This window comes from Streptomyces sp. TSRI0281 (genome assembly GCF_001905125.1).
Taxonomy (GTDB): domain Bacteria; phylum Actinomycetota; class Actinomycetes; order Streptomycetales; family Streptomycetaceae; genus Streptomyces.
Window position 1 is genome coordinate 18826 of record NZ_LWLE01000019.1, and the last position, 22498, is coordinate 41323.

Sequence of the window (22498 nt, forward strand, 5' to 3'; positions counted from 1 at the left end):
GCGGTGTTCACGTACAGGGATCTCGTCGAGATGGATCTCGGCAAGCTCGGCACGGCCGTCGGCGGCTGGAAGACGATGGCCGACGAACTCGGCAAACTGCGGACCGAGGTCTACGACGGCTTGGTGCCGATGTCCGATTCGGCCAAGTGGGAGGGTGTCAACGCCACGGTCACCAAGGATTTCGTGCGCGGCACCGCGAAGGAGTTCCTCGATCTGCACGCGGAGGCACAGAGCATCCACCGGGTGCTGGAGGACGCGCACGCCGAGCTGACGCATATTCAGAAGCAGGTCATATCGCTGGCCGAACAGGCCAAGGGCGGGGATGCGACCGAACACGCCCCTCCCGCGCCGCTGATGGTGTCCGTCGGGTACGGCGGCGTCGTGCGGGTGACGGAGTTGCGGTGCACGCCGGAACCGGCCTCGCAGCGCACCAAGGACTTGATGCAGTGGTACGCCGACACGATCACCGGTCTGGTGGCCCACGCCGCGGAGATCGACGGCGCCACCACTCGCGCCCTCAAGGCGAGCCACGGGGGCGACCCGCTCAACGCCGGCCACGCCGCGTACACCTCTCTCGACGAGGACCAGCTGCCGCGCGCGATGAATCTGGCGTCGCTGGGCGGGAAGGCTACCGACCCGCAACGGGGCGAGCTGCGGCGGCTTTGGGAGTCGCTGAGTCCGACCGCGCGGGGTGAGCTGTGGATGGCGCGCAGGGACGATCTGCTGGCGGCGGGCCTGCTGGATCCCACGGTCAAGCGAGCCGCGCCGGATGCCGGATCGGGGCCGTACGACGTCAAGTCGCCGGGCTTCAAGGACCGGTGGACGAGGGAGAAGATGAAGATGATCGTCGAGGGCGCCGACTTCGGAGGGCTCGACAATGCCTCCCTCCACATGGCGCACTATCTGGACAACGACGGCGATCCCCTGAAGCTGCCCGTGGACAAGATGATGTCCGACGACAAGGACTTCGAGGCCCATATCGGCAAAACGGTCGTGGAGCAGGGGGCAGTGTGGCGTGAGCAGGCACTGGAGGAGTTCCGCAGGAACGGCGGACGGCCGGTCGCCATTCCGGTGGAGACCGGTAACGACGACTTCAGCTTCGCTCAGGACAAGGACAAGAATTGGTTCTATGCGGTCGGGTCGACGAGGTCCAACGTCACCGGGGTGGTGACGGTGGTGCCTGATGTCAACGGTCAGCCTTCGGTCCGTCTCGACTACCAGGCCAATGTGTGGGACCGCTACAACTGGGACAAGGACAAGGGCGTCACCATTCTCGGGATGGGGGTACCTGACGGGGAGATGGCGAAGATGCACACCACGGGCCTTGCCCAGGAGTTCGACATGTCGGGCAGCAGCTCGGTCAAGCAGTATGACCTGGGCGGATCCGCTCCGAACGAGCAACCGCCGCCCGCCCCGGACGAGCCCGGCCGGGACAACACGCGCGAGGACCCGGGACGGGATCAGCGGGGAGTCCGCGACGACGGCGGACACCGCTGAGGCGTTCGCCGCCGAGCCCCCTGATTCCGACCACGGCTGTCCGAACGTTCGTATTCCGTGCACGTCCCCGCATCCGTGCCCGCATCGTGCCCGTTCCCGAACCCACAACGCATCAGGAGCAGTCAGTGCGCCGTCCTGTCGTCGTCCTCTCAGGAGTGCTTCTCGCCGTGGCCGGGGGAGTTGTCGCTGTCGCGTTCGCCGTGCAGAACGCGCTCTCCGACCGCGTGGACCAGGAGGAGAACTGCTGCTGGTCGAGCGGTGTCACGCCTGCCTGGATGAGCGAACAGATCGGCATCGGGATCCCGGCGGCGGCCTCCGACCGACGCGCCGGGTACAAGACCGGGGAGCGTTACGACGTGGGTCTCCTCGTTTTCACCCTGCCCACCAAGGACGTCGATGCCTACCTGTTGCCATTGAGGCCGAAGGGAACCGAGATGATCCCGAACCTGTACCCCGAGCAGAAGGGCTACAAGGCGACAGCGGGCTTCTCCCACCTGGGTCTGGTGGAACCGGAGACGCTCATCGAAGGGCTGCGGGAAGGCGGATTCTGCCCGGGTGACGTCGAATCGCCCTACGGCAAGGACGTCCAGTACTGCGTCGACCTCTTCGCGCACGCGTACGAGCCGGGTCGTACGCGGGTGTACATCAGGTCGACGATCGAGTCAGGTGTGACGCCTCCTCCGGCGGTGCCGACAACGTAGGGCCTGCCGAACTGCGGGGCCGGCTGCCCTCCGAACGTGGACCGGCGCGCCTCGACGTCGATCCATCAGCCAGGAATGCCGCGATCATGCGCGTTCTGCGGGCGGAACTGGGCATTGGTCCGGCTGAAGTCAAGTCCGTGCCGAGTGAGGTCCTGGAGGGAGCCCACTCAGGCGCGATGCCCGAGATGGAGTTCCTGGCTCGCAGGCTGCGGGCATCCGGCATCGATGCCGTCGCTGCTCGGCCGTAGGACGATGACCAGCCAAGTCCAGCGGGCTGAACAACTCGTCGGCCCGAGCTCACCAAGACGCGCCGGGACCACACGTACAGTGGCGCACGCGAAGTCGTCTCGTGGTGCGGCTGTTCGGTCTCTGCCGGCCCTGGAACGCCTCGCTTCGCTCCATCTCGCCCTCGCGCCACGGCGTAGACCCGGATACCCGAGGCGGCTCACTCGTGCTCATCCACGAGAGCCAAAACGAGCGGGCGGCGATGTCGAGAACCCGTGACCGGCTCCGTCCCTGTAGTGAACGCGGCCACCATGGGCCGCACCAGTACCGAGGAGAACCACGATGGCCAAGTATCTGCTGCTGAAGCACTACCGCGGTGCCCCGGCTGCGGTCAACGACGTACCGATGGACCAGTGGACGCCGGAGGAGATCTCCGCGCACGTGCAGTACATGAACGACTTCGCGGCCCGGCTGGAGACGAAGGGCGAGTTCGTCGACGGTCAGGCACTCGCGCCCGAGGGGGCATGGGTCCGCTACGACGGCGAGGGGCGCCCGCCGGTCACCGACGGACCGTTCGCGGAGACGAAGGACCTCATCGCCGGCTGGATGATCATCGACGTCGACAGCTACGAGCGCGCCGTCGAGCTGGCCGGGGAGCTGTCGGCCGCCCCCGGGGCGGGTGGGAAGCCGATCCACGAATGGCTTGAGGTGCGCCCGTTCCTGACCGCGCCGCCCACCATCACGGAGTGACCACGCGGATGAACGAGGCCCTGCTGAGGAGCCTCACGCCGAGCGTGCTCGGGATCCTCGTACGCCGCGGAGCGGATTTCGCGGCGGCCGAGGACGCCGTGCAGGACGCTCTTGTCGAGGCGCTCCGGGTCTGGGCATCCGACCCGCCGCGGGACGCCAAGGGCTGGCTGGTCACCGTGGCCTGGCGCAAGTTCCTCGACGCGACGCGGGCCGATGCCGCCCGCCGGCGGCGTGAGGACCGCGTCGAGGGGGAGCCGGAGCCCGGATCGGCGCCCGCGGTGGACGACACGCTCCAGCTCTACTTCCTGTGCGCCCACCCGTCGCTGACCCCGGCATCGGCGGTCGCGCTCACGCTGCGCGCCGTCGGTGGGCTGACCACCCGCCAGATCGCCGAGGCCTACCTGGTGCCCGAGGCGACCATCGCTCAGCGCATCAGCCGCGCCAAGCGCACCGTCTCCGGCGTGCGCTTCGACCGGCCCGGCGATGTCGCCACCGTGCTGCGCGTCCTCTACTTGGTCTTCAACGAGGGCTACTCCGGCGACGTCGACCTCGCCGCCGAGGCCATCCGGCTCAACCGGCAGCTCGCGGCCGCGATCGACCACCCAGAGGTGGCGGGGCTGCTCGCCCTCATGCTGCTCCACCACGCCCGACGTGCGGCCCGGACCGCGTCCGACGGCAGCCTGGTGCCGCTCGCCGAGCAGGACCGCGGCCGGTGGGACACCGCGTTGATCGCCGAGGGCGTCGGGATCCTGCAGGCGGCCCTCGCCCGCGACCGGCTGGGCGAGTTCCAGGCCCAGGCCGCCATCGCGGCGCTCCACGCCGACGCGCCCACCGCGGAGGAGACCGACTGGGTGCAGATCGTCGAGTGGTACGACGAGCTCGCGCACCTGACCGACAGTCCGATCGTCCGGCTCAACCGCGCGGTCGCCGTCGGGGAGGCCGACGGACCGCGCGCCGGTCTGGCGGCGCTCACGGCGCTGGAGCCCTCACTGCCCCGCCACGCCGCGGTGGCGGCGTACCTCCACGAGCGCGACGGCGACCTGGCGACGGCGGCACGGCTGTACGCCGAGGCGGCCCACAAGGCGCCCAACCTCGCCGAGCGCGACCATCTGACGCGCCAGGCCGCCCGGATCAACGCCCGCCGGTGTCACTGACGGGTCGCGTTCGGATCCGTCCGCGGCACTTGGCGCGGCCCTGTGGCCAGATCGGTCGCTTCCCGAGGCATGGACGACTATGCCTCGTATTCCAACTTACGTTCTTTGCTGAGCAGTTGCTTCAACTCCGGGGCGACGCCGACCAATGGGCACAAAGCACCAGTTCAGGCTTGGACATGGGGTGCAAATATGTGCTTATATCGCTGGCGTAAAGAAGCTTTGCTAACCGCAATGATCTGTGCGGCCGGCGAGCTCAGCAAGGGGAGTGCATAAGTGAAGACGACTTGGCGCGCGGGGAGCGTTGCCTTGATCACGGCCGGGGCGGTTCTGCTGTCCACGCCGTACCTGGCCGTTGCGGACGGCCGCGGCGAGAGCGCGGAGTCCGAGGAGGAGAAGGCGGTCACCGAGCTGCTGGACACTGCTGCGGAACTCGTGAAGAACCCGATCCGCGAGGCAGAAACCGCCGAGGCGGCTTTGACCGCCGCGAAGATGCAGGACCGCCGAGTCGAGGTCCTGCAGATGCGTACGGAGACCGACACGGTCTACGCCAACGCGGATGGCACCCTGACCCGAACCTCCGCAGCCGGACCGGTCCGCATGGTCAAGGACGGCCGCTGGGTGGACGTCGATCTCGACTTCAAGCGCACCGCCGACGGGGACGTCGTGGCCGCCGCACACCCGGAGGGTCTGCGGCTGGCCGGTGCCGGGGGCACCAAGGCACGCTCCTTGAAGGCCGCCGCGGCGGCCCCGCAGGACACCGCCCGCGACCTGGTCGTGCTCGGAAAGGGCGACCAGAAGATCGCCATGCAGTGGAAGGGCGGCTTGCCCGCCCCGCAGCTGTCCGACAACACGGCCACCTACCCCGAGGCCGTGCCCGGGGGCGACCTTGTCGTCGAAGCCACGCGCACCGGCTTCGAGCAGTACCTCAAGCTGCGCAAGGCCCCGCAGGACGGCGCTCCCTTGGTACTGCCGCTCGTCCTCCCGGAGGGCATGCAGGCCAAGGCCGCGGCCGACGGGGGCATCGACTTCCGCGACGCGTCCGGCGAGACCGTCGCGACCATGCCCGCGCCCACCATGTGGGACAGCCAGGTCGACCCGCGCTCGCTGGAACACACCAACCGCAAGAAGGTCGCCATGGAGGTGACCCAGTCCGGCAACACCGCGGAGCTGAGTCTGCGGCCCGACACCGCGTGGCTGCGTGACGAGCACACCCGGTACCCGGTCGTCATCGACCCCTCGACCGATGCCCTTGACGTCCTGTTCGACACCTTCGTCCAGGGCGGCGACACCACTGACCAGTCGGTGAACACCGATCTGAAGGTCGGGTGGCCCGGTGACTACGAGGGAAGCACCAAGCGCGTCGCACGCTCCTTCCTCACCTTCCGCACCTCCAACTTCGCCGACGCGCTTGTGTCGAAGGCCTCACTGAAGATGTGGAACTACCACTCCTGGTCGTGCGAGAAGCGCGACTGGGAGGTGTGGGCCGCGGGCACCGCGGACAAGAACACCCGCTGGACCAAGCAGCCCTCGCGCCTTGAGAAAATCGCCACGTCCTCGGACACCAAGTCCGCGGCGTGCAAGACCGAGGGCTGGGCCACGGCCGACATCACCAGGCTCGCCCAGACCTGGTCCTCGGCCAAGGCCGAGACCGGCAGCATCGCGCTGAACGCCGCCAATGAGTCCGACACGTACGGCTGGAAGCGCTTCTACTCCGCCGATGCCGCCGACCAGACCAAGGTCCCCACCTTGGAGGTGACCTACAACTACCGGCCCCGCAACGGTGCCAACCTACAGGCCGGTGCGCCCTTCATCTCCAACGGCGGCATCTTCAAGGTCAACACCACCACCCCGATCCTGCGGTTCTCCACCGAGGACACCAACGGCGACGACGAGATCATCGGCACGTACGAGATCACCGACATCGCCACCGGCAAGGTCGTGGCCACCGTCAACGCACCTGCGGCGGCATCGAACGCCACCTCACAGCTCAAGGTGCCCGCGGGCAAACTCACCTCCGGCAAGACCTACAGCTTCCGCACCACCACCTTCGACGGCGAGCACTACGCCAACGGCTGGTCCGACCCCGTGCGCTTCACCGTCGACACCTCCTGGAAGCCGACCGCCGCCGAGAACACGCTGGGCCTGGCCAACACCTACTCCGACGCGGCCGACATCACCGCGGCCACCTCCTCCGACTCCACCTACGCCTCCATCGCCGTGACCGAGGACAACGTCGTCTCCGTCCCCTGGGACGGCAAGAACAAGTCCATCGACATCAAGAACGGCATCATGCCCAACCAGCTCTCCATCCCGGAGGCCGGTTCCCAGGGCACCCAGGTCGGCGGCAACGTCGTCTATACCTCCACCGGCCCCGTCGACACCGTGGTGCAGCCCACTGCGGACGGTGGCTCGCGCACGCTGAACATCCTCAAGAACAGCACGGCGCCCAAGGTCTACGAGACCAACTTCCAGATTCCGGCCGGCATGTACGCCGTCACGCACGACGACGGCTCCGTCTCCCTGTACTCCACAGGCGACGACAACGCCGACAAGGCCCCCGCGAAGGAGGCCGCCGCCTTCTTCGACGCCCCCTGGGCCAAGGACGCCCAAGGCATGGACGTGCCCACCAGCTACAAGGTCGTCGGCAACAAGATCGTCCAGAGCGTGGAGTTCTCCTCCGCCAGCGCCTTCCCCATCGTGATCGACCCCGGATTCTGGTCGACCACCTGGAAGATCACCAAGTGCGCAGCGGCCATCGCCGGCGTCGTCTTCAGCCTGACCCCGATGGGCTCCTCGACGCGCATCTGGACGGCCGTCCGGCTGGTGAAGCGGATCGGCGTCAAGAAGACGGCGAACCTCATCCGCACCTACGCCAAGCACCGCAAGATGACCTCTGCCCACCGCAAGGCCGTCACAGCGCTTCTCGGCATCACCGCGATCAAGAACGCCTGCAAGTTCTAGGAGTCGTGCACCATGTTCGCTCTCACAGCGCTGCTGGCGCAGCTCACGGTGATCTTCATCCACCGGGCGAAGAACAAACCCCGCTCCCGGCCCGACTCGTACGCGCTCTGCACCGGCCTGTGCCTGCTCGGCATCGCGATCGGCTGGCTGGCCATCGGCCGCCCGGAGATCACCTGGAACGACGGCCCTCTCGTCCTCATCAGCGGCCTGCTGATCACCGTCGAAGCGGCCGACGCGACAGTGAAGCTGGGCGCGCCCCGGTGGGCGGACAAGGCGGTGTGCCTCCTGTGCGGGGCCGCGGCCGCGACGTGGATGGCGCCCGGCTGGATCCCTTGGGCGTAGCCACGGCGGGGGGCCGGCGCCACCGCCGTCCCCGCATGTACAGCTCGCGGGCGAGCCTCCAGGAGGGCACCGCGTGAAGAGGGGCCCGTGATGTCGGACAACTGACACCACGGGCCCCTCTTCGCGTCAGCCGGCATGTCCGGGCCGCGCGCACAAGCGACGGTCGGGCAGGGGCCGGAGCGGCACCGGGTGGTTGGGGTCGTTCGAGGTGGCGACGGTGGGCTGTCTCAGCGGGCGGAAGCGGGCCCCGACCACGTTGGCCCAGGACGCGAACGTCGGGGTGAGGCACAGCTCGCCCCGCCCTCGCAGGGCCTCACCTCGGGAAACCGCGATGCGGCCCCGAGTAGCTCTGCATAGTGCTCCGACTCCGTGGCATCCGGCCACACCACCCACGCAAGAACCCATTTGGCGGACCACGGCGACCGCTGCTATTTTTCCGGAGGCCGTGCGAGAGAACGAGGAGGTGGTACCCGTGAACGCAGTATCGACATGGGTGCTCCCCTCCGGGGTCACGGTCGGGCGATAGGTCGTCCGGGAGCGCCGTTCAAGAGCACTCCCGAAAGGCACGACCATGCAATTCACTTCTGAACAGCGCCTCCCCGACGGCGTCCTCGCACGCGAATTCACCCTCGGCGAGATCCCCGGCACCCTGTGGACGCCCGGATCCGCACCGGCCCCGCTGATCCTGATCGGCCACCCCGGCGGCTTTCACAAGGGGCTTCCCCGGCTGGTGGCCCGGGCCCGGCACTACGCGGCGCAGTACGGCTTCGCGGTGGCGGCCATCGACGCCCCCGGGTGCGGTGACCGGCCCCGTTCCGCCGTCGCTGAGCAGTCACGCGCCGACCTCCGCCGGGCATCACAGGCCGGCGAGCCGCTCGACGAGATCCTCGACGCCATGATCGTCCCGCTGGTCGAACAGGCGGTCCCGGAATGGCGGACCACCCTGGACGCCCTCCTTTCGCTGCCCGAGATCGGCGGAGCGGTCGGGTACGAGGGGATGAACGCCATCGGCATCCGGCTGGCGGTGGTCGAACCACACATCGCGGCCACCGTTCTCTTCGCCGGGAGTTTCGTACCGGGCCTCCTGCGCGAGGAGGCCCGGCAGATCACCATCCCGCTGCAGTTCCTGCTGCAGTGGGACGACGAAGGGAACGACCGGCAGGCGGCCCTGGACCTGTTCGACGCCTTCGGCACCAAGGAAAAGACGCTGCACGCCAATCTGGGCGGGCACACCGGTACCCCGTGGTTCGAGGTGGACGACGCGGCCCGGTTCTTCGCCCGGCATCTGAAGTGAGGCCGGACTGTCAGGCCGGCAGCAGGCGGTAAGTGGTAGGCGGTGTCGGCCAGGATGCTGCTCTCGTCGGGGAGAGGACCCGGCCTTCGCCGCTCGCTGCAACGTGGGCCCCTGCCAACTCGGCAGGGACCCGCGAAAAGTGATCCGTCCCCCAGTGCGGTGCGGCTGACAGTACGGCCCGTGGAAGTAGTGCTCCGGCTGGAGGAGTTGCTGTTCCCGACATCGACTCACCGACCGCACCCGCACCCGCACCCGCACTGAGCACATGGCCGTCTTCGCCGGGTTCCCACCCTGCCCTCACATACCGGCTTCGTCGAAGGGCGTGGCAACCGGTTCAAGCTGCTCAACGTCAGATGTTCGGCCGCGCCGGATTCAAGCTCCTCCGGAAGCACGTGCTGCTCTCTCCGTGAACAAGGTGCCGACGCTCAAGACAGAGGTCACCTGAAGCGGCCAGAAGGCGAGAAGCTGGTGCCATGCACACAGGAGAGCAGGATTCTGGCCGACTCCTACGGGCTCGATACCCCCGAGCGCGGCAACCTCGTCGACGCCATCCTCGACCGCCAGAACCGCAACGCCCTCTGGTGGCACCACCGTCTCACCGCTCCCGACCGCCGCGTGGCTGACAGCGAGCAGATCCTCGCCCGGATCGCCTGGTCCCGGCGTGAACACGAACACACAGCCGCCAACCGCGCTGTCTTCGCGAACGCTCTACGCTGACCGGGATCGACGGGATCGAAACGGGGCTGCAGAACTCGCCTACGAACTCGCCGCCATGGCGGGGCGGTCGGCTCCGGGCCCCGGGCTCGCAGGGGGACCGCGCGGGCGCAGGACGCGGACAGGGCGTCGCAGAGCCCGCCGTGCCCACGACGGTGTTCACCCACCAGCGACAGCTCTACCTGCGGCCGGATCGAACCATCGGACCATCGGCGCACAACACCGCGTCCGCGAGTTCGAACAACGCGTCCGCACGCCTGGTCAGACAGGAGTAGAAGTGAACCCGGAAGCCGGACAGTTACGCGTGATCAAGTACGACGAACCGTTCGGACTCCGAGGTGGAAGATCGAGCCGGGCGACGTCAGTGGTGGCCCATGGCAGGCTGGGCGCCATGACTGACTCAATGGCACGCCCGGGACAACCGGTAACCGTCCTGCGGGACGGCAGACTTCGGGCCGCGGGCCTCAGGTGGGGGGACGTCGTCGCCTATGACTGGGGCTTCGAACAACAAGGACAGCACTACATACAACGCAGCTTCGTGTTGCTCGACGACGGGATCCAGATCAATCAGCCGGTCCTCTTTCCTCCTGAGCAGCAGGGCTGGTGGTACTGCGATCTGGTTGCTGTTGTCCAGGACGGTGGGCTGCTGCGGGTTGACGACCTGTGGATCGACGTCATCGTCGGGCCGCCCGACCACCCCTACCGTCTCCTCGACCTTGACGAATACGCTACGGCCATGGCCGACGGCCAACTGAGCCCCGCTGAGGCCGCGGACGGCCTGATCCGCACCCAACGCTTCCTGGACCGACGGTTGAACCGCCGACACGAAGGAGAACGCGGCTGGCCGGACTTCCCACCCGCCGAGGTCAAGGGCATGCTGTCCATCGACCTTCCTCTCGACTGGACGCTGATGGAGAGCTAAGAGGTCGCACAGGTGGGGCTCGGTCCGGCAGCAGAGAGCGGCCATGCGTCACCATGTGTCTCGGCTGTCGGCCATCGGCGTACTAGGGCGTGGCCTACGCTGAGCCAGTGTCGGACAACGGCGAATCGCCGAGAGTCCCGGGCATTGACGAGCCGGGCATTGGCGTGGACCTGCCCGCCACGCTGCACATCGCCGGGCTTGCGTTGAGACGGACGGAGGGCCCTCCATCCCTGGCCTGCTGGGCCGGCTACTTCCCGGGGTCGGCAGGCGGCAACCCTGCGGGGATCAGTCTGGTGATCGAGCCGGCCGCGCCACCTGAAGAGGCCACCCTCCAACTCGCTCACGAGGTTGCGAGCCATTTCGACGTCCTCGTCGCCCAGGCCCTGCGGTACTGTCGGGCCCGACTCCGGGAGTCGCACTTTGAACTCACACCCGAGGAACTGAGCTGGCTGGACCTTCCAGAGTTGCCATTGGCAGTTCCCGAAGCAGTGGTGTGGGCCGACCAGACCTGGGCAATCCGCTTCACGGAGAGCAGGCTCCGGCTGGCGGACCCATACGGAATCCTCGTGACCTTCAACGGAACGCAGCCTGTCGACGTCCAGGGCGTCGAGGACGAACAATGAACCGCTCGTCCTGCCGCGTCCTGCGGCGAGGACGTGTTCGCGCGGACTGACCGGCCGGGTGCGGTAACAGGGCAGCAGTCGTGGGCACGAGCCCTCCATAGGGCGGCTTGTAGGGTTCAACTGTTCCGGCATGAGCGGTCATCTCACCATGTACCGGCGGGCTGCCGCCTCCGCCGGTAATGCTTACCCTCGGGAATCCGGCAGCAGGCCCAACGGCGGCTGCCTGAGCCTCATCCGACTCCGGGGCAGGAAGAGACGCCAGGGATGCCCCTGGCATGACCGGCAACGGCGACTTCAGCATGTGTCCGGCCCCGGTCTGGACCGGGTCACCAGCACGACCGCGGGTCTTGTACGTGCTCTGGCGAGTGCCGGTCCTCTCCCCTGCCCAGGCCGGTCCGGACCAGGAAGCCGGGGTCCGCGTCCCACGGCGGGGCAGCGATGTGCACCCGCTGGGTACCGGGGATGCCCACCTCGACGAGGACCCCGCCGCGGAACATCCACAGACCGAACAGGTCGTCATCCTCGTCGTGCAGCATGACCTGCACGCAGGCGGGCTCGTTCCACGGCAGGGACTCCAGGTCCTTGAGCACGCCGCGGCGCCGGTTCCACCGCTCGAACTCGATGTACCAGCCCCATGCCCACATGTCACACCGTGCCGGGTACCGAGGGCAATCGCTTTGGGACCCGGAGCCGTCGGGGCTCCTTCCGTACGCGGAGTTCCGCTGCCCAGGACTTGTCCGGTCGGCCATGTTCGGAGCCAGCTGGTGAGGGCTGCGGCGGTAGCGGTGCCGAGGTAGGCATAACGGCGTTTGTCGTAGTGGGTGGTAACGGCTCGGTGCTGGTTGCCGGTTGACGGCCCGTTCGACGGTGCTGCGTTTCTTGTACCGGTCCTCGTCGAAGGCGGGTGGTCGTTTGCCGCGTGAGCCTTTGCGCAGACGGACGGCCTGGCTGTCGGTCTTCTCCGGGATCGTGTGCCGGACGCCCCGGCGCCGCAGGGGTCGTTGCTGTAGGCCTTGGCCGCGACACTGTCCGGCGTCTTGCGTGGCCTACCCGGGCCGGACTTCCGGACGCGGGTCTTCTCCAGAACAGGCTTGAACTGGGTGCAGTCCGCACGTCGGCCTGGGGTGACGATCAAAGAGAGCGAGCGTCAGCGGCCGTCCGCGCTCAGGTGAAGCTTGGTGGCGAACCCGCCGCGCGAGCGGCCCAGGCCCCCACCTCCCACACCGCCTCCACCAGCGGGCGTGCAGTCCCTGCCACGCGGTTTCGTCCTGGCATTCTGGGACTTTGCCCCCTTTGAGAGGCGGGTGCCGACAGCCCGCAGTTTTCTGCCGTGTTGGCCGGGGTGCGGGTGCGCGGGCCGGTCGGACGTTCGCGCAGCCGACCTGGCACCGTGGTCGGCGACACGATGTACTCCTCTCGCGCCAACCGCGCCCACCTGCGGAGACGGAAGATCAAGGCTGTGATCCCGGAGAAGGCGGACCAGGCGGCCAACCGGAAGGCGCCGACGTCTCCCGCTCAGCGAGGACCGCGCTTCTCGCGTTCGGCTTCGATCAGCTCCTCCATGAGTTCCTCCGGATCCACCGTGTACTCGGTGTCATCGAGGCCGTCGTAGTCCTGAGTGCTTAGCGGCAGGCCGAGCTCGGCGAGTTCGACGGCCAGTTGTGTGAACGCGATTCGCTCATCGGGCTCGTCCTGGTAGCTTGCCTGCTCGGCGGCGGACCCCTCGGTCAGGGTGAGGCCGACCAGGCTCCAGAAGGTGAACTCGGTGTCCAGCTCTATGAGGTGCCAGGCACGGTCCGTGGGTTCGTCGGGGTGCAGCCAGTAGCCGATCCACCCCTTTCCGCCCTTCGCCACGAGCTTGACGTACTTGGCCATCTCCGCGGTTCCGGCGTTGACGGCCTGCATCTCCGGGTCCGCGAGTTCCTTTTCGCTCAGATAGCTGGTGTCCAGGAGCGGGTGGACTTCTCCCGTCTCGAAGAAGTCGAGGTTGAGAAGATGGGTGAAGTCGGTGCGGCCTTCCCACTGCGCCACCAGCAGCACGCGCAGATCGTCGGGTATGGGACGGCCGTCCAGCCGCTCGCGGGAGAACTCGGCGAGCCGTTCGTCGTACATACGCCCTCTCCAGAGGTCGAAGCAAGATCCTCGCGCCAACGTAGCAGCGGGGTCTGACAAGAGGTCGGGTGCTCCGGCGACTGCCGACCACCCCGTGATCCGGACTCGGAGCGGGTCCTGGCAGACGCCGCCCAGCAGCAGTGGGGGTAAGGGGAGTGAATTTCGGCGTTCCGTGGGGGACCGGCGGGCCCGCCGGTCCGCCACGGATATGTGGGTGTGGAACGCTTCAACCGATGGTGTCCGTGCTGGACGGTCGCGTCGGCCGGGTCAGCCCCGGTGACCCCAGTCCAGGCGGTCGGCGAGCCCCACTGCGGTGAAGGCGGCCACCAGGTCGTCGCGGCCCTCGGTGAAGTGGGCCCAGCTGTCGTAATGGACGGGCACCACGCGGCGGGCGCCGAGAAGCTGGGCGGCCTCGGCGGCCTGGGCACTGTCGAGGACGATGCACTGCCCGTCGAAGAGAACGGGGAAACGGGGTGCGCCCGCGAAGAGGACAGCGGTATCCACGGGGCCGAACCGTTCGGCGATCTGCTTGACCAGGTCGAGCGAGGCGTTGTCACCACTGACGTAGACGGTGGGCAGACCCGCGCCGGTCAGGACGAAGCCGACGACCTCCCCGGCGAACGGTTCGACCTCCTCACGTGCCCCGGGCCCGTGAACGGCCGGCACGCCGGTCACAGTGATCGTGCCGCCGCCCGGGCGGTCCAGTTCGACGGACTCCCAGTCGGCCAGCCCCTGCGCCTTGCCGCCGAGGCGCTGACCGGCACTGGGGGTGGTGAGGGTGAGCGGGACATCCGCGAGCAGGGCGCGTCCGGAGGCGTCGAGGTTGTCGGCGTGCTCGTCGTGGGAGAGCAGGACGACATCGATGGGGCCGAGGTCGGCCGGGCCGGCGGTGGAGGGATGGGTCTTGGTCAGAGTCGGGCCGGCCGACGGGTAGTCGCCGGGGCCGTCGAAGGTCGGGTCGGTGAGAAAGCGCAGGCCGCCGTACTCGAAGAGAGCCGTCGGGCCGCCGAAGACGCGGACGGGAAACTGCCCGGTCACTGCGGTGGGGGAAGGCATAAGAAACAAACCTCACGGATAGTCGTGGTTCAACCGTGAGGTAACCTTATCCAGACCTCACGGATAAGTCCACGCCCAAGCGTGAGAGTCATGGATGAATGAAGCTTGTACCATGAGAGTCATGGAAGAGTCCGTGACCCCCGAATCCGGCCTGCCGCCCGCACCGGGCGCGGAGCAGTACCCCGCCCTCGCCCTCGCCAACAGCGCCATCGCACTGCCCGGCGGGCACTACACCGACCAGCTCGGTACCCCCGCGGGGGCGAACGAGTGGCTGACCGAACGCGGTCTCGCCCCGGTCGAGATCGGGATGCGGGAGATGTGCGCGACACAGCTGCGCTCCCTGCGCGAGCAGATCAGGTCGCTGCTCGCCTCCCGCGTCGACGGACTGCCCGCCCTCCCCGCCGCCCTGGGCGCCGTCAACGACGCACTGATCCGAGTCCCCACCGCCCCCCTGCTGCAGTGGGACGACAAGACCGGCCCCTACCGCGCCGCCCCGCACCCCACCACACAGATCGTCGACCACGCGCTCGCAACCCTCGCCGCCGACGCCGCCGACCTGCTCACCTCTCCCGACGCCGAACGCCTCACCGCCTGCGGCTCCCCGCCCTGCAATCGCTACCTGCTCCGCCACGGCCGCCGCCACTGGTGCTCCACCCGCTGCGGCGACCGCGCCCGCGCCGCCCGCGCCTACGCCCGACGCGGCAGCACCCCCCAATAACAAGGCACACGACCACGAACCACCGGGCCCACTCGGCTTCCCTCAGAACCCGTAGAGGAGGCACGAGCAGCTGAGGAAGACCGGCGAAACGCATCGACATCGACGGCAGTCGCCATGCGGTGCCGATCGAGAAGATCCTCGAACGGGCCCCGGAGCCCTTGGCCATGTGCGTCCTGTTCCTTGAAATGCCGGGATGCGCCTCCCCGTTGATCCACATGATGGACGACTGCGAACAGTCGGGCGTGTGTCACATCGGTTCCGGCAGCACCCGCCCCCGCCGAACCCCGGACGGGCGTGACGCTTCGGGTTCCAGGAGTAGCCCTCCCACGGCGCCGCGAACCCGTGCCCCGTGAGCGCCGCCCGGTTCCGCAAGCACACCGCCGCCGGCCGGCCTCTCAGAACCCATCGACCGGAACGTCCCTATGCGCAGTAGGTCCCGCCTCCTCCCGCGCCACCACCGCCCTCCTCCCGGAGACAGGGAAGCCGATCGGTCGGGCCCGATTCCTGGCCATTGCGAGGACCCTGTCGGCGAAGTACCCACCCGAGCGTGCCCATGGCCGATAACAGCGCCGAGAAAGGGCCTATCCAGTCACGGCACAAGCACCTCTCCCGAAAGAAGCGGCCTTTCCCGAGGTGACCCGAGCAACATTCCAGCCATTCCCACTCGGTAGACAGTTTACGAGGTTTTAACAGTGGTAACGCGAGAGGCGTGAGGGACTCAAGTGACGTGCGTGGTTTCCTATCGGCCCGAACAGTTGGCCGGAAAATAGACTTCCTATCGCCCCGGGCGGGACGATGAGGCTGTTAGTGTGAGTCCGCCAAATACCCAGGAGGGTGGTTATGCGTTCCGTTGGAATACAGGCCCTATCCGTTCACCTGCCGGACACCGTGCGCACCAATAAGTGGTGGGGTGCGGATTCCGCTTCCGTGGAGAACTCGCAGCCCGCACAGCCGTCCGGACCGAGGCCGCGAAACTTATTCGACGCCGCAATGCAGCCGTACATCGACGATCCATTCTTCGGGAGCGTCGAGCGCCGAATAGCCGCTCCCGGTGAGGGATCGGTATCGCTGGGAATTAAAGCTGCCCGCAGCGTGCTGGAGACCGCGAATATCGGGGCCGACGAAGTGGACGGCCTGATCTCGGTGTCCATGTTCCCCGACCGGGTCGGTGCGGGAGACGCCGGCTACCTCGCCCAGGCTCTGGGCACGGCCGGAGGCGCGTTCAGTCTGGAGGCGACCTGCTCCGGTTCCATGTCCGCACTGCTGACGGCCAGTTCGCTGGTGCAGTCGGGACTCAAGGAACGGGTTCTGGTGGTCGTCGCGTCCATGCTCTCGCGGGCCATCGACGCGGACGACGTCACAGCGCGACTCTGCGGAGACGCCGCGGCGGCCTTCCTGGTCGGCCCGGTGGACGACGGCTACGGGCTGCTGGGTTCCAAGACCCTGCAGACGGGCGAGACGTGCGGCACCTGGCTGCTGGACACCGTCGACGAGCCCGAAGGAACCACCGCCGGAGGCCGCCGCATCCGTCTGCGGGTCGACCCGACCATCACGCACGTCCTGCGCGCCACCGCGAAGCCGTATCTGCTGGGAACGGTCGAGGGCGCGCTCGAAGCAGCACAGCTGAAGATCGACGAGATCGACGTGGTGGTACCGAACACCCCCACCGCCTGGCACGCACGGTTCAGCGCGGACGCTCTGGGCGTGGACCCGGACCGCGTGGTCAACACCTTCCCCAGCGTGGCCAATATCGGGCCTGCCCTGATGCCGGTGAACACCCACCTCGCCGCGGTCGAAGGCCGCATCAAGCCGGGCGACCGCGTGCTGCTCTACACCTTCGGAGGCCAGGCGGAGGCGGGAGCCGCCGTCTTCCGCTGGCCCTCGGTACTCCTCGGCCCGGCGCCGGCCGGGGCGACGACCACTCTCCACTCCATCGGAGGCAACCATGGCTGAGGTACGCGACCAGATCCGTTCCTTCATCATCAAGGAGATCCTCAAGGGCGGCAGCGAGGACGACCTGGCCGACGACTTGAACCTCCGCGAGTCGGGGGTGCTGAACTCGCTCGCCACTATGCAACTGGTGACGTTCATAGAGGACGAATTCGGCATAGACGTCGCACTCCACGACCCCCGGCTGCACTTCACGACCGTCACCCACCTGACGCAGTACGTGAAGGATCGGCAGGCGCAGCCTGATGAGCGATAGCCCCGCACAGGCGTTGGAGGAGGCCGACCTCGCGGAGTACCTCGATGCCGCCGCGCGTTCGCCGCTCAGCCGCGCCGTCGTCGGACCGGACGGACAGTCACAGACGTACGGCGAACTCTCCGCACAGGCCGACCGGGCGGCGAGCGTCCTGCACGGGCGGGGCGTCGGCCGAGGGGACAGAGTCGGGCTCCTGATGCCCAAGAGCGTGCGGTCCGTGGCCCTGATCTTCGGCATACTCAGGCTCGGAGCGGCCTATGTGCCGGTCGATGCGTACGGATCCCCGCAGCGCGCCGCGACCATCTTCGAGGACTGCCAGGCGCGAATCATCCTGGCCGACGAACGGTCCGCGGGGCGGCTGGAGGAGGCTGCTCCCTCTCTCGCCGCGCGCACGCTGATCACCGGCGACTCCTGGCCGGACCCGCACGCTTCGGGGAAGCCGAGCTATCCGCGCGCGGAGAAGGACCCCGACCGTCTGGCGGCGCTTCTCTACACGTCGGGGTCGACCGGGACGCCAAAAGGCGTGATGATCACCCACCGGAACGCCGTGTCCTTCGTCGAGTGGGCGTCGGCCACGTTCGGGATCACGGAGACCGATGAGGTCGCCAGCCACGCGCCCTTCCACTTCGATCTCTCGGTCTTCGATCTCTTCGTGACCGTCAAGCACGCCGCGTGTATCCACCTGATCGACACGGATCTGGCGGCCAGCCCCCGGCACCTTCCCGAGTTCATCGCGAAGTCCGGTATCACCGTCTGGTATTCGGCCCCCGCGATCCTGGGAATGATCGCCGAGTCGCCCAGAGCGGAGAAGTTCCGGCAGAACAGGCTCAGGCTCGTCCTGTTCGCCGGTGAAGTCTTCCCGATCGACAAGCTGCGGCGTCTGCTGCACCTCTGGCCAGCACCTCAGTACTACAACCTCTACGGCCCGACCGAGACGAACGTGTGCACCTACTACCGGGTCCCCGAACAGATCCCGGCCTCCCGCACGGCCCCCCTGACCATCGGCCACGCCTGCTCCCACTGCGACATCATCGTCGTGGACGAACAGCTGGAGCCCGTCCCCCCGGGACAATCGGGGTTTCTGAGCGTCGCCGGCCCCTCGGTCTACCCGTCCTACTGGAACCTGCCCGCACGTACCGCGGAACGCACATTCCGGTTCGGGGGGCGCCGCTGGTACAACACCGGCGACATCGTCCGGACGACGCCGGATGGCTACGCCTTCCTCGGACGTGCGGACCGCATGGTCAAACGCCACGGCCACCGTATCGAGCTGGACGAGATCGAGCACAGCCTCCGGCACAACGACGCGCTCGCCGACGCGGCGGTCGTCAGCACCGGAGTGCCCGGCGAGGTCACCATCACCGCGTTCGTCGTGGCCTCCGGCGTCGAGCCTTCCAGCGTCGAGCTGCGCCAGTACTGCCACAGTCGGCTCGCCCGCTACATGGTGCCCGACGACTTCCAGTTCCTGGACGAGCTTCCCCGCACATCGACCGGCAAGACCGACTACCAGGAGCTGAGCAGTCGCTGCGGGGTAGCCGAAGCGGTGCGCGGATGACCGCGGGAAAGACGATGGCCGCAGGAAAGACCTCGACCACCAGCCCTCACGAACGAGCAGGAGGACACAGTTCAGTGAACGCAGGGGTGGCTATGTGGAGTGGATGGGACGACCACCGCTCAGCTCTCTATCAAGGCGCGGATCGATTCGCCCGTGAGGACCTGAGCTCCGACACCGCCGAACGCGATGCGCGTGGGGAGTTCGACCGGGCCGGCTGGAAACAGTGCGCGGAGTTCGGACTTCTGAAGATGCCCGTTCCCGTGGACCACGGCGGCACGGGTGCGCCTCTGGGCGACCTCCTCGCGGTCATGGAAGGGCTGGGACACGGGACGGAGGACCAAGGGCTCCTCTTCGCACTCAACGCCCACCTGTGGACAGTGGTCCTGCCCCTGTCCGTCCACGGGACACCGGCCCAGCGAGCCCAGTACCTGCCGATGCTGATGCAGGGATCGGCCATCGGTGCGAACGCGTCGACCGAGGACGAGGCCGGGTCGGACGTGTACGCCATGCACACCCGGGCGACGAAGGACGGCGACAGCTACGTCCTGAACGGGACGAAGAGCTACATCACCAACGCGCCCGTGGCCGACCTCTTCGTCGTGTACGCGACGGTGGATCCGGCGCTGGGCGCTCTGGGAGTGACCGCCTTCCTGGTCGACGCTCGGACACCGGGACTCCGCCAAAGCCCTCCGGTGGAAAAGATGGGGATGCGCACGGCCCTCATGGGACGCATCACGCTGAAGGACTGCCGTGTCCCCGCGGACGCCGTTCTCGGCAGACCGGGACGCGGTGTCAGCATCTTCGACGGCGCGATGGAGTACGAACGCGGCTGCATACTCGCCACCTCCCTGGGGGCCATGCAGCGTGAACTGGAGCAGTCCATCGAGCACGCCCGTACCAGAAGGCAGTTCGGGCGCCCGATCGGAAAGAACCAGGCGGTCTCCCACCGCATCGCGGACATGAAAGTCACGCTGGACGCCGCGCGCGAACTCATCCATCGCGTCGGTGCGCTCAAGGACGCCGGAAAGAGCATCGCACTCGCTTCGGCCGGCGCGAAACTGTTCGTATCCGAGGCCTATCTGAAATTCTCCGTCGATGCTCTGAGAATTCAAGGGGGCCGAGGCTACCTCACCGGAGCCGAATCCGAACGGCACCTGCGGAACTCCGTCGCCTCCGTGCTCTATTCAGGAACGTCCGACATTCAGCGCAACCTCATCGCCACTCATCTCGGCCTCTGACCGATCCTCACCGAATTCCGGCGAGGTACGCACCGCCTCGCAGAATAAAACCGCGCGACGACCATCGGCCTCCCCTGCGGCCGGCACCGGGCCGATGTGACTGCTTTCCCAATCGACCGGAACGCTGTCCAAGCCGCGCGGACTGCCCGGGAATCGGGCAGGAGTTGACGGAACCGTTCCTCAGCAGTGTCCAGGAGTGGGCCTTGTGCCCACGTCCCTGAACTGCTCGCATCCTGAACGGTTTTGGATGCGCTGATCCCCCGCGTTTTCGTTGCCCCGGTCCGGCAACGCGCTTCGTGTGCAAGCTCCGTGACGAGGCAGCGGGATTCCTCACGCCCTCGGTCACCACGATCGGCCTGGACGGTCCGATGCCCAGCACCACCGATCCGGTGATGCTGGGGCGGTGCCGTCCGTCACCGATCGGGTGCCCGGGGGCGCGGGCACCATCGATCTGGTGACGGCGGGGTGGTGCTGGTCGTCCCGCATCGAGGTGCATGCCGGGTCGACGGCGACGACAGCGACGCCGGGTTCGCCGGCCATGGAGACGATGCGGCATCCGTGACCGGCGGGGTGGGTCTCCATGCCCCGTGTCTCCTCCCACGATGAGCAGGCAGACGTGGAGCGGGCGGACCACCCGCCTTTCGCATCGGCCGCGTAGGCCGGGCACAAGATTGTGCAGGCCGCATCGGAGATCGCCTCGGGCGTGAACAAACCCCTTTCTCTGATCCACTCCCGCGCCCAGGTGGCGGTCAGTCATCGACACTGAGGAAACGGGTCGTTCGCGTGAACGGCTACGCCTGGGGCTTCAGCAGGGCCAGCGCCTCGCCCACCTTGTCGATGGCTTCGCAGACCTCCTCGGGCTGACGGGCGGTGAAGCAGAGGCGGAAGAAGCCGGGCTCGGAGCTGTGCATCACACCGCCGGGGAGCAGCGACACCTCGGTGGGCGCTGTGCGGAGGTAGTCGAAGAGGCACTGCTCCCTCGGGTCCAGGTCGGTGGCGGTGAGCGGGAAGGGCGTGGCGTCGCCCTGGTTGGGCGGCACGCACAGGTCGAGATAGTCCCGGAGATCGAGCCAGAAGAACTGCGCCGCGTTGTCGCCGTCCTGGTGGATGTACTTGATGCTGTGGTGCTCCAGACGGGCCTTGACCTTGTCGAAGCTGGTGCTGAGGAGGTCACGGTAGGTCCGCATGGCGTACGTCGTGTACAGCTCGGATCCCGGGCCGTTGACGGAGGCGGAGAGGACGGCGCCGACCACGTAGTGCTTGAGCGAGTCGACCGGCGTGAACCAGGACATCGGGTGCCGTTTCTCCGCCCCGGTGTCCGTGCTGCCCAGCATGGCGTCCTGGACCACGGTGTTCTGGGAGATGATGAATCCGGTGCGGAAGCCGGAGAGCCCGAAGTCCTTGGCGAAGCCCCAGACGACGTGGATGCGACTGGGGTGCTCGGCGTAGGCGTCCAGGGCCACAGCGCTGGTGAACGGCGTTGTACTGCTGGCGAGTTGGGAATGGCAGTAGATCTCGTCGGAGATGATGTGCAGGTTGGGGTCGCCGAGCGCCCAGGCGTAGATCTCCTCCAGCAGCTTCTTGGAGTAGTTGACACCCAGCGGGTTGTGCGGGTTGGTGAGGACGAGCAGCCTCGGCGCCTTGCCGGTCCGCCTCTTGTGCTCCTCGTACTGTTCCTTGATGAGGTCGAGGGTGAGCTGGAAGGCGTGGGGGCCCTCGGTGGGAAGGTGCACCGGGACGCAGGTCAGCTTGGGACGCTGCTCGAACGACCAGTTGAAGCCCTGCCAGTACGGCGCCGGAATCAGCACCGCGTCGCCGTCCACCAGTGGCGGCGGGCCGCTGGGCTCGCTGTTCTTGAGCGCGAAGGCCAGGCACTCCAGCGCGGAGGCGACGCCCGCCGTACCGAAGACATGCTCCGCCGGCACTCGGCGGCCGAACGCCTCCGTCAGCAGGTCGGCCACCTGTTGACGCAGTTCCGGGGTGCCGTACGGGGAGAAGTAGTGGATGTACTTCTCGGGCAGCAGGCTCGTGTTGGCGAACACCATCTTCTGCATCGAGTCGTCGTAGACGAGGACGTTCTCCGCCACGGACAGGTCGATCGCGGTGTCGGGTGCCACATGGCGGTGGTAGAAGGCGAGCGCCTGCTCCAGGTCGGGCATGCGCGCCAGAAGCGCGGCGGCTTCCTCGGGTGGGGTGCTCGGGTTCTGGCCGGTGGAAACGGGATTGGTCGTCACGGTGCTGAAGTTCCCTGTCCTGGTAACGGTCCGACGGGCCGTGCGGCGAACCTCTCAATGGGTCGCGCACGCATTGGACAAGCGGACCACGTGCCCGGGACGGCTACCAACGCTCGGCAGCCGTGCGGAAACAAGGCGGGGCAGGCGTCCGGCGGCTTGACCAGCGAGTCCACGGCGGCCGAGGAACACAGCCACTACA

General features: G+C 67.8%; 20 protein-coding genes and 2 pseudogenes. 17 read left to right on the forward strand and 5 right to left on the reverse strand.

Annotation, left to right across the window (positions count from 1 at the left end; genetic code table 11):
• Positions 1–3 precede the first annotated feature (3 nt).
• From A6A29_RS23915 to A6A29_RS44255, 8 genes are all read left to right on the forward strand, one after another.
• On the forward strand, positions 4–1497 hold the full coding sequence (locus tag A6A29_RS23915) for a hypothetical protein (RefSeq protein WP_241838632.1): 1494 nt from the start codon (positions 4–6) through the stop codon (positions 1495–1497).
• Between the two features lie 125 nt (positions 1498–1622).
• Positions 1623–2198, forward strand: a complete 576-nt coding sequence (locus A6A29_RS23920) for a hypothetical protein (protein WP_073722664.1) — start codon at positions 1623–1625, stop codon at positions 2196–2198.
• Between the two features lie 567 nt (positions 2199–2765).
• Complete coding sequence (locus A6A29_RS23925) at positions 2766–3173, forward strand: YciI family protein (RefSeq protein ID WP_073722666.1); 408 nt, start codon at positions 2766–2768, stop codon at positions 3171–3173.
• An 8-nt stretch (positions 3174–3181) separates the two neighbouring features.
• On the forward strand, positions 3182–4327 hold the full coding sequence (locus A6A29_RS23930; protein ID WP_073722668.1) for an RNA polymerase sigma factor: 1146 nt from the start codon (positions 3182–3184) through the stop codon (positions 4325–4327).
• Positions 4328–4600: 273 nt separating this feature from the next.
• Positions 4601–7288 (forward strand): DNRLRE domain-containing protein, encoded by a 2688-nt coding sequence (locus A6A29_RS23935; RefSeq protein WP_073722670.1) that lies wholly within the window; start codon positions 4601–4603, stop codon positions 7286–7288.
• 12 nt (positions 7289–7300) lie between these two features.
• Complete coding sequence (locus A6A29_RS23940; protein ID WP_073722672.1) at positions 7301–7630, forward strand: hypothetical protein; 330 nt, start codon at positions 7301–7303, stop codon at positions 7628–7630.
• A gap of 571 nt (positions 7631–8201) precedes the next feature.
• The gene (locus tag A6A29_RS23950; protein WP_073722676.1) at positions 8202–8924 is read left to right on the forward strand and encodes a dienelactone hydrolase family protein; all 723 of its coding nucleotides are present in this window, start codon (positions 8202–8204) and stop codon (positions 8922–8924) included.
• A gap of 468 nt (positions 8925–9392) precedes the next feature.
• Positions 9393–9641 (forward strand): hypothetical protein, encoded by a 249-nt coding sequence (locus A6A29_RS44255; protein WP_107468305.1) that lies wholly within the window; start codon positions 9393–9395, stop codon positions 9639–9641.
• Positions 9642–9724: 83 nt separating this feature from the next.
• Here the strand turns inward: A6A29_RS44255 and A6A29_RS46895 are convergent.
• Positions 9725–9936: pseudogene (locus A6A29_RS46895) on the reverse strand (NF041680 family putative transposase); the annotation flags it as partial.
• Between A6A29_RS46895 and A6A29_RS23955 the strand changes: the two are divergent.
• A complete protein-coding gene (locus tag A6A29_RS23955; RefSeq protein WP_198953179.1) occupies positions 9916–10560 on the forward strand; it encodes a DUF402 domain-containing protein in 645 nt (214 codons plus the stop codon). The pseudogene A6A29_RS46895 and the gene A6A29_RS23955 overlap by 21 nt on opposite strands.
• A gap of 107 nt (positions 10561–10667) precedes the next feature.
• Entirely contained in the window at positions 10668–11183 is a 516-nt protein-coding gene (locus A6A29_RS23960) for a hypothetical protein (protein WP_198953182.1), read from the forward strand.
• A 326-nt stretch (positions 11184–11509) separates the two neighbouring features.
• On the opposite strand, the gene A6A29_RS23965 is transcribed toward A6A29_RS23960, so the two are convergent.
• On the reverse strand, positions 11510–11827 hold the full coding sequence (locus A6A29_RS23965) for a hypothetical protein (RefSeq protein WP_241838633.1): 318 nt from the start codon (positions 11825–11827) through the stop codon (positions 11510–11512).
• Between the two features lie 665 nt (positions 11828–12492).
• On the opposite strand from A6A29_RS23965, the pseudogene A6A29_RS23975 reads away from it, so the two are divergent.
• Positions 12493–12681, forward strand: a pseudogene (locus A6A29_RS23975) (IS5 family transposase); the annotation flags it as partial.
• A 17-nt stretch (positions 12682–12698) separates the two neighbouring features.
• On the opposite strand, the gene A6A29_RS23980 reads toward A6A29_RS23975, so the two are convergent.
• Entirely contained in the window at positions 12699–13295 is a 597-nt protein-coding gene (locus A6A29_RS23980; protein ID WP_073722680.1) for a hypothetical protein, read from the reverse strand.
• 267 nt (positions 13296–13562) lie between these two features.
• Positions 13563–14351 carry an MBL fold metallo-hydrolase gene (locus A6A29_RS23985; protein WP_073722682.1) on the reverse strand — a complete coding sequence of 263 codons (789 nt, stop codon included), beginning with the start codon at positions 14349–14351 and terminating at the stop codon, positions 13563–13565.
• Positions 14352–14472: 121 nt separating this feature from the next.
• Here A6A29_RS23985 and A6A29_RS23990 point away from each other — a divergent pair, with 121 nt between their 5' ends.
• The 6 genes from A6A29_RS23990 to A6A29_RS45405 all read left to right on the forward strand — a co-directional run bounded on the left by A6A29_RS23990 (position 14473) and on the right by A6A29_RS45405 (position 20627).
• Entirely contained in the window at positions 14473–15069 is a 597-nt protein-coding gene (locus A6A29_RS23990; RefSeq protein ID WP_073722684.1) for a CGNR zinc finger domain-containing protein, read from the forward strand.
• A 1092-nt stretch (positions 15070–16161) separates the two neighbouring features.
• Positions 16162–17022: a 3-oxoacyl-ACP synthase III family protein gene (locus A6A29_RS23995; protein ID WP_198953185.1), complete on the forward strand. Its 861-nt coding sequence runs from the start codon at positions 16162–16164 to the stop codon at positions 17020–17022.
• Complete coding sequence (locus A6A29_RS24000) at positions 17015–17275, forward strand: acyl carrier protein (RefSeq protein WP_073722688.1); 261 nt, start codon at positions 17015–17017, stop codon at positions 17273–17275. Before A6A29_RS23995 ends, A6A29_RS24000 begins: the two co-directional genes overlap by 8 nt.
• Positions 17265–18827 (forward strand): amino acid adenylation domain-containing protein, encoded by a 1563-nt coding sequence (locus tag A6A29_RS24005; RefSeq protein ID WP_073722690.1) that lies wholly within the window; start codon positions 17265–17267, stop codon positions 18825–18827. The genes A6A29_RS24000 and A6A29_RS24005 overlap by 11 nt, the downstream gene beginning before the upstream one ends.
• A gap of 92 nt (positions 18828–18919) precedes the next feature.
• On the forward strand, positions 18920–20065 hold the full coding sequence (locus A6A29_RS24010) for an acyl-CoA dehydrogenase family protein (protein ID WP_073722692.1): 1146 nt from the start codon (positions 18920–18922) through the stop codon (positions 20063–20065).
• 403 nt (positions 20066–20468) lie between these two features.
• Entirely contained in the window at positions 20469–20627 is a 159-nt protein-coding gene (locus tag A6A29_RS45405; RefSeq protein WP_158074460.1) for a hypothetical protein, read from the forward strand.
• Between the two features lie 229 nt (positions 20628–20856).
• Here the strand turns inward: A6A29_RS45405 and A6A29_RS24020 are convergent, their stop codons facing one another.
• Positions 20857–22299 (reverse strand): pyridoxal phosphate-dependent aminotransferase, encoded by a 1443-nt coding sequence (locus tag A6A29_RS24020; protein ID WP_073722696.1) that lies wholly within the window; start codon positions 22297–22299, stop codon positions 20857–20859.
• Positions 22300–22498: the final 199 nt, after the last annotated feature.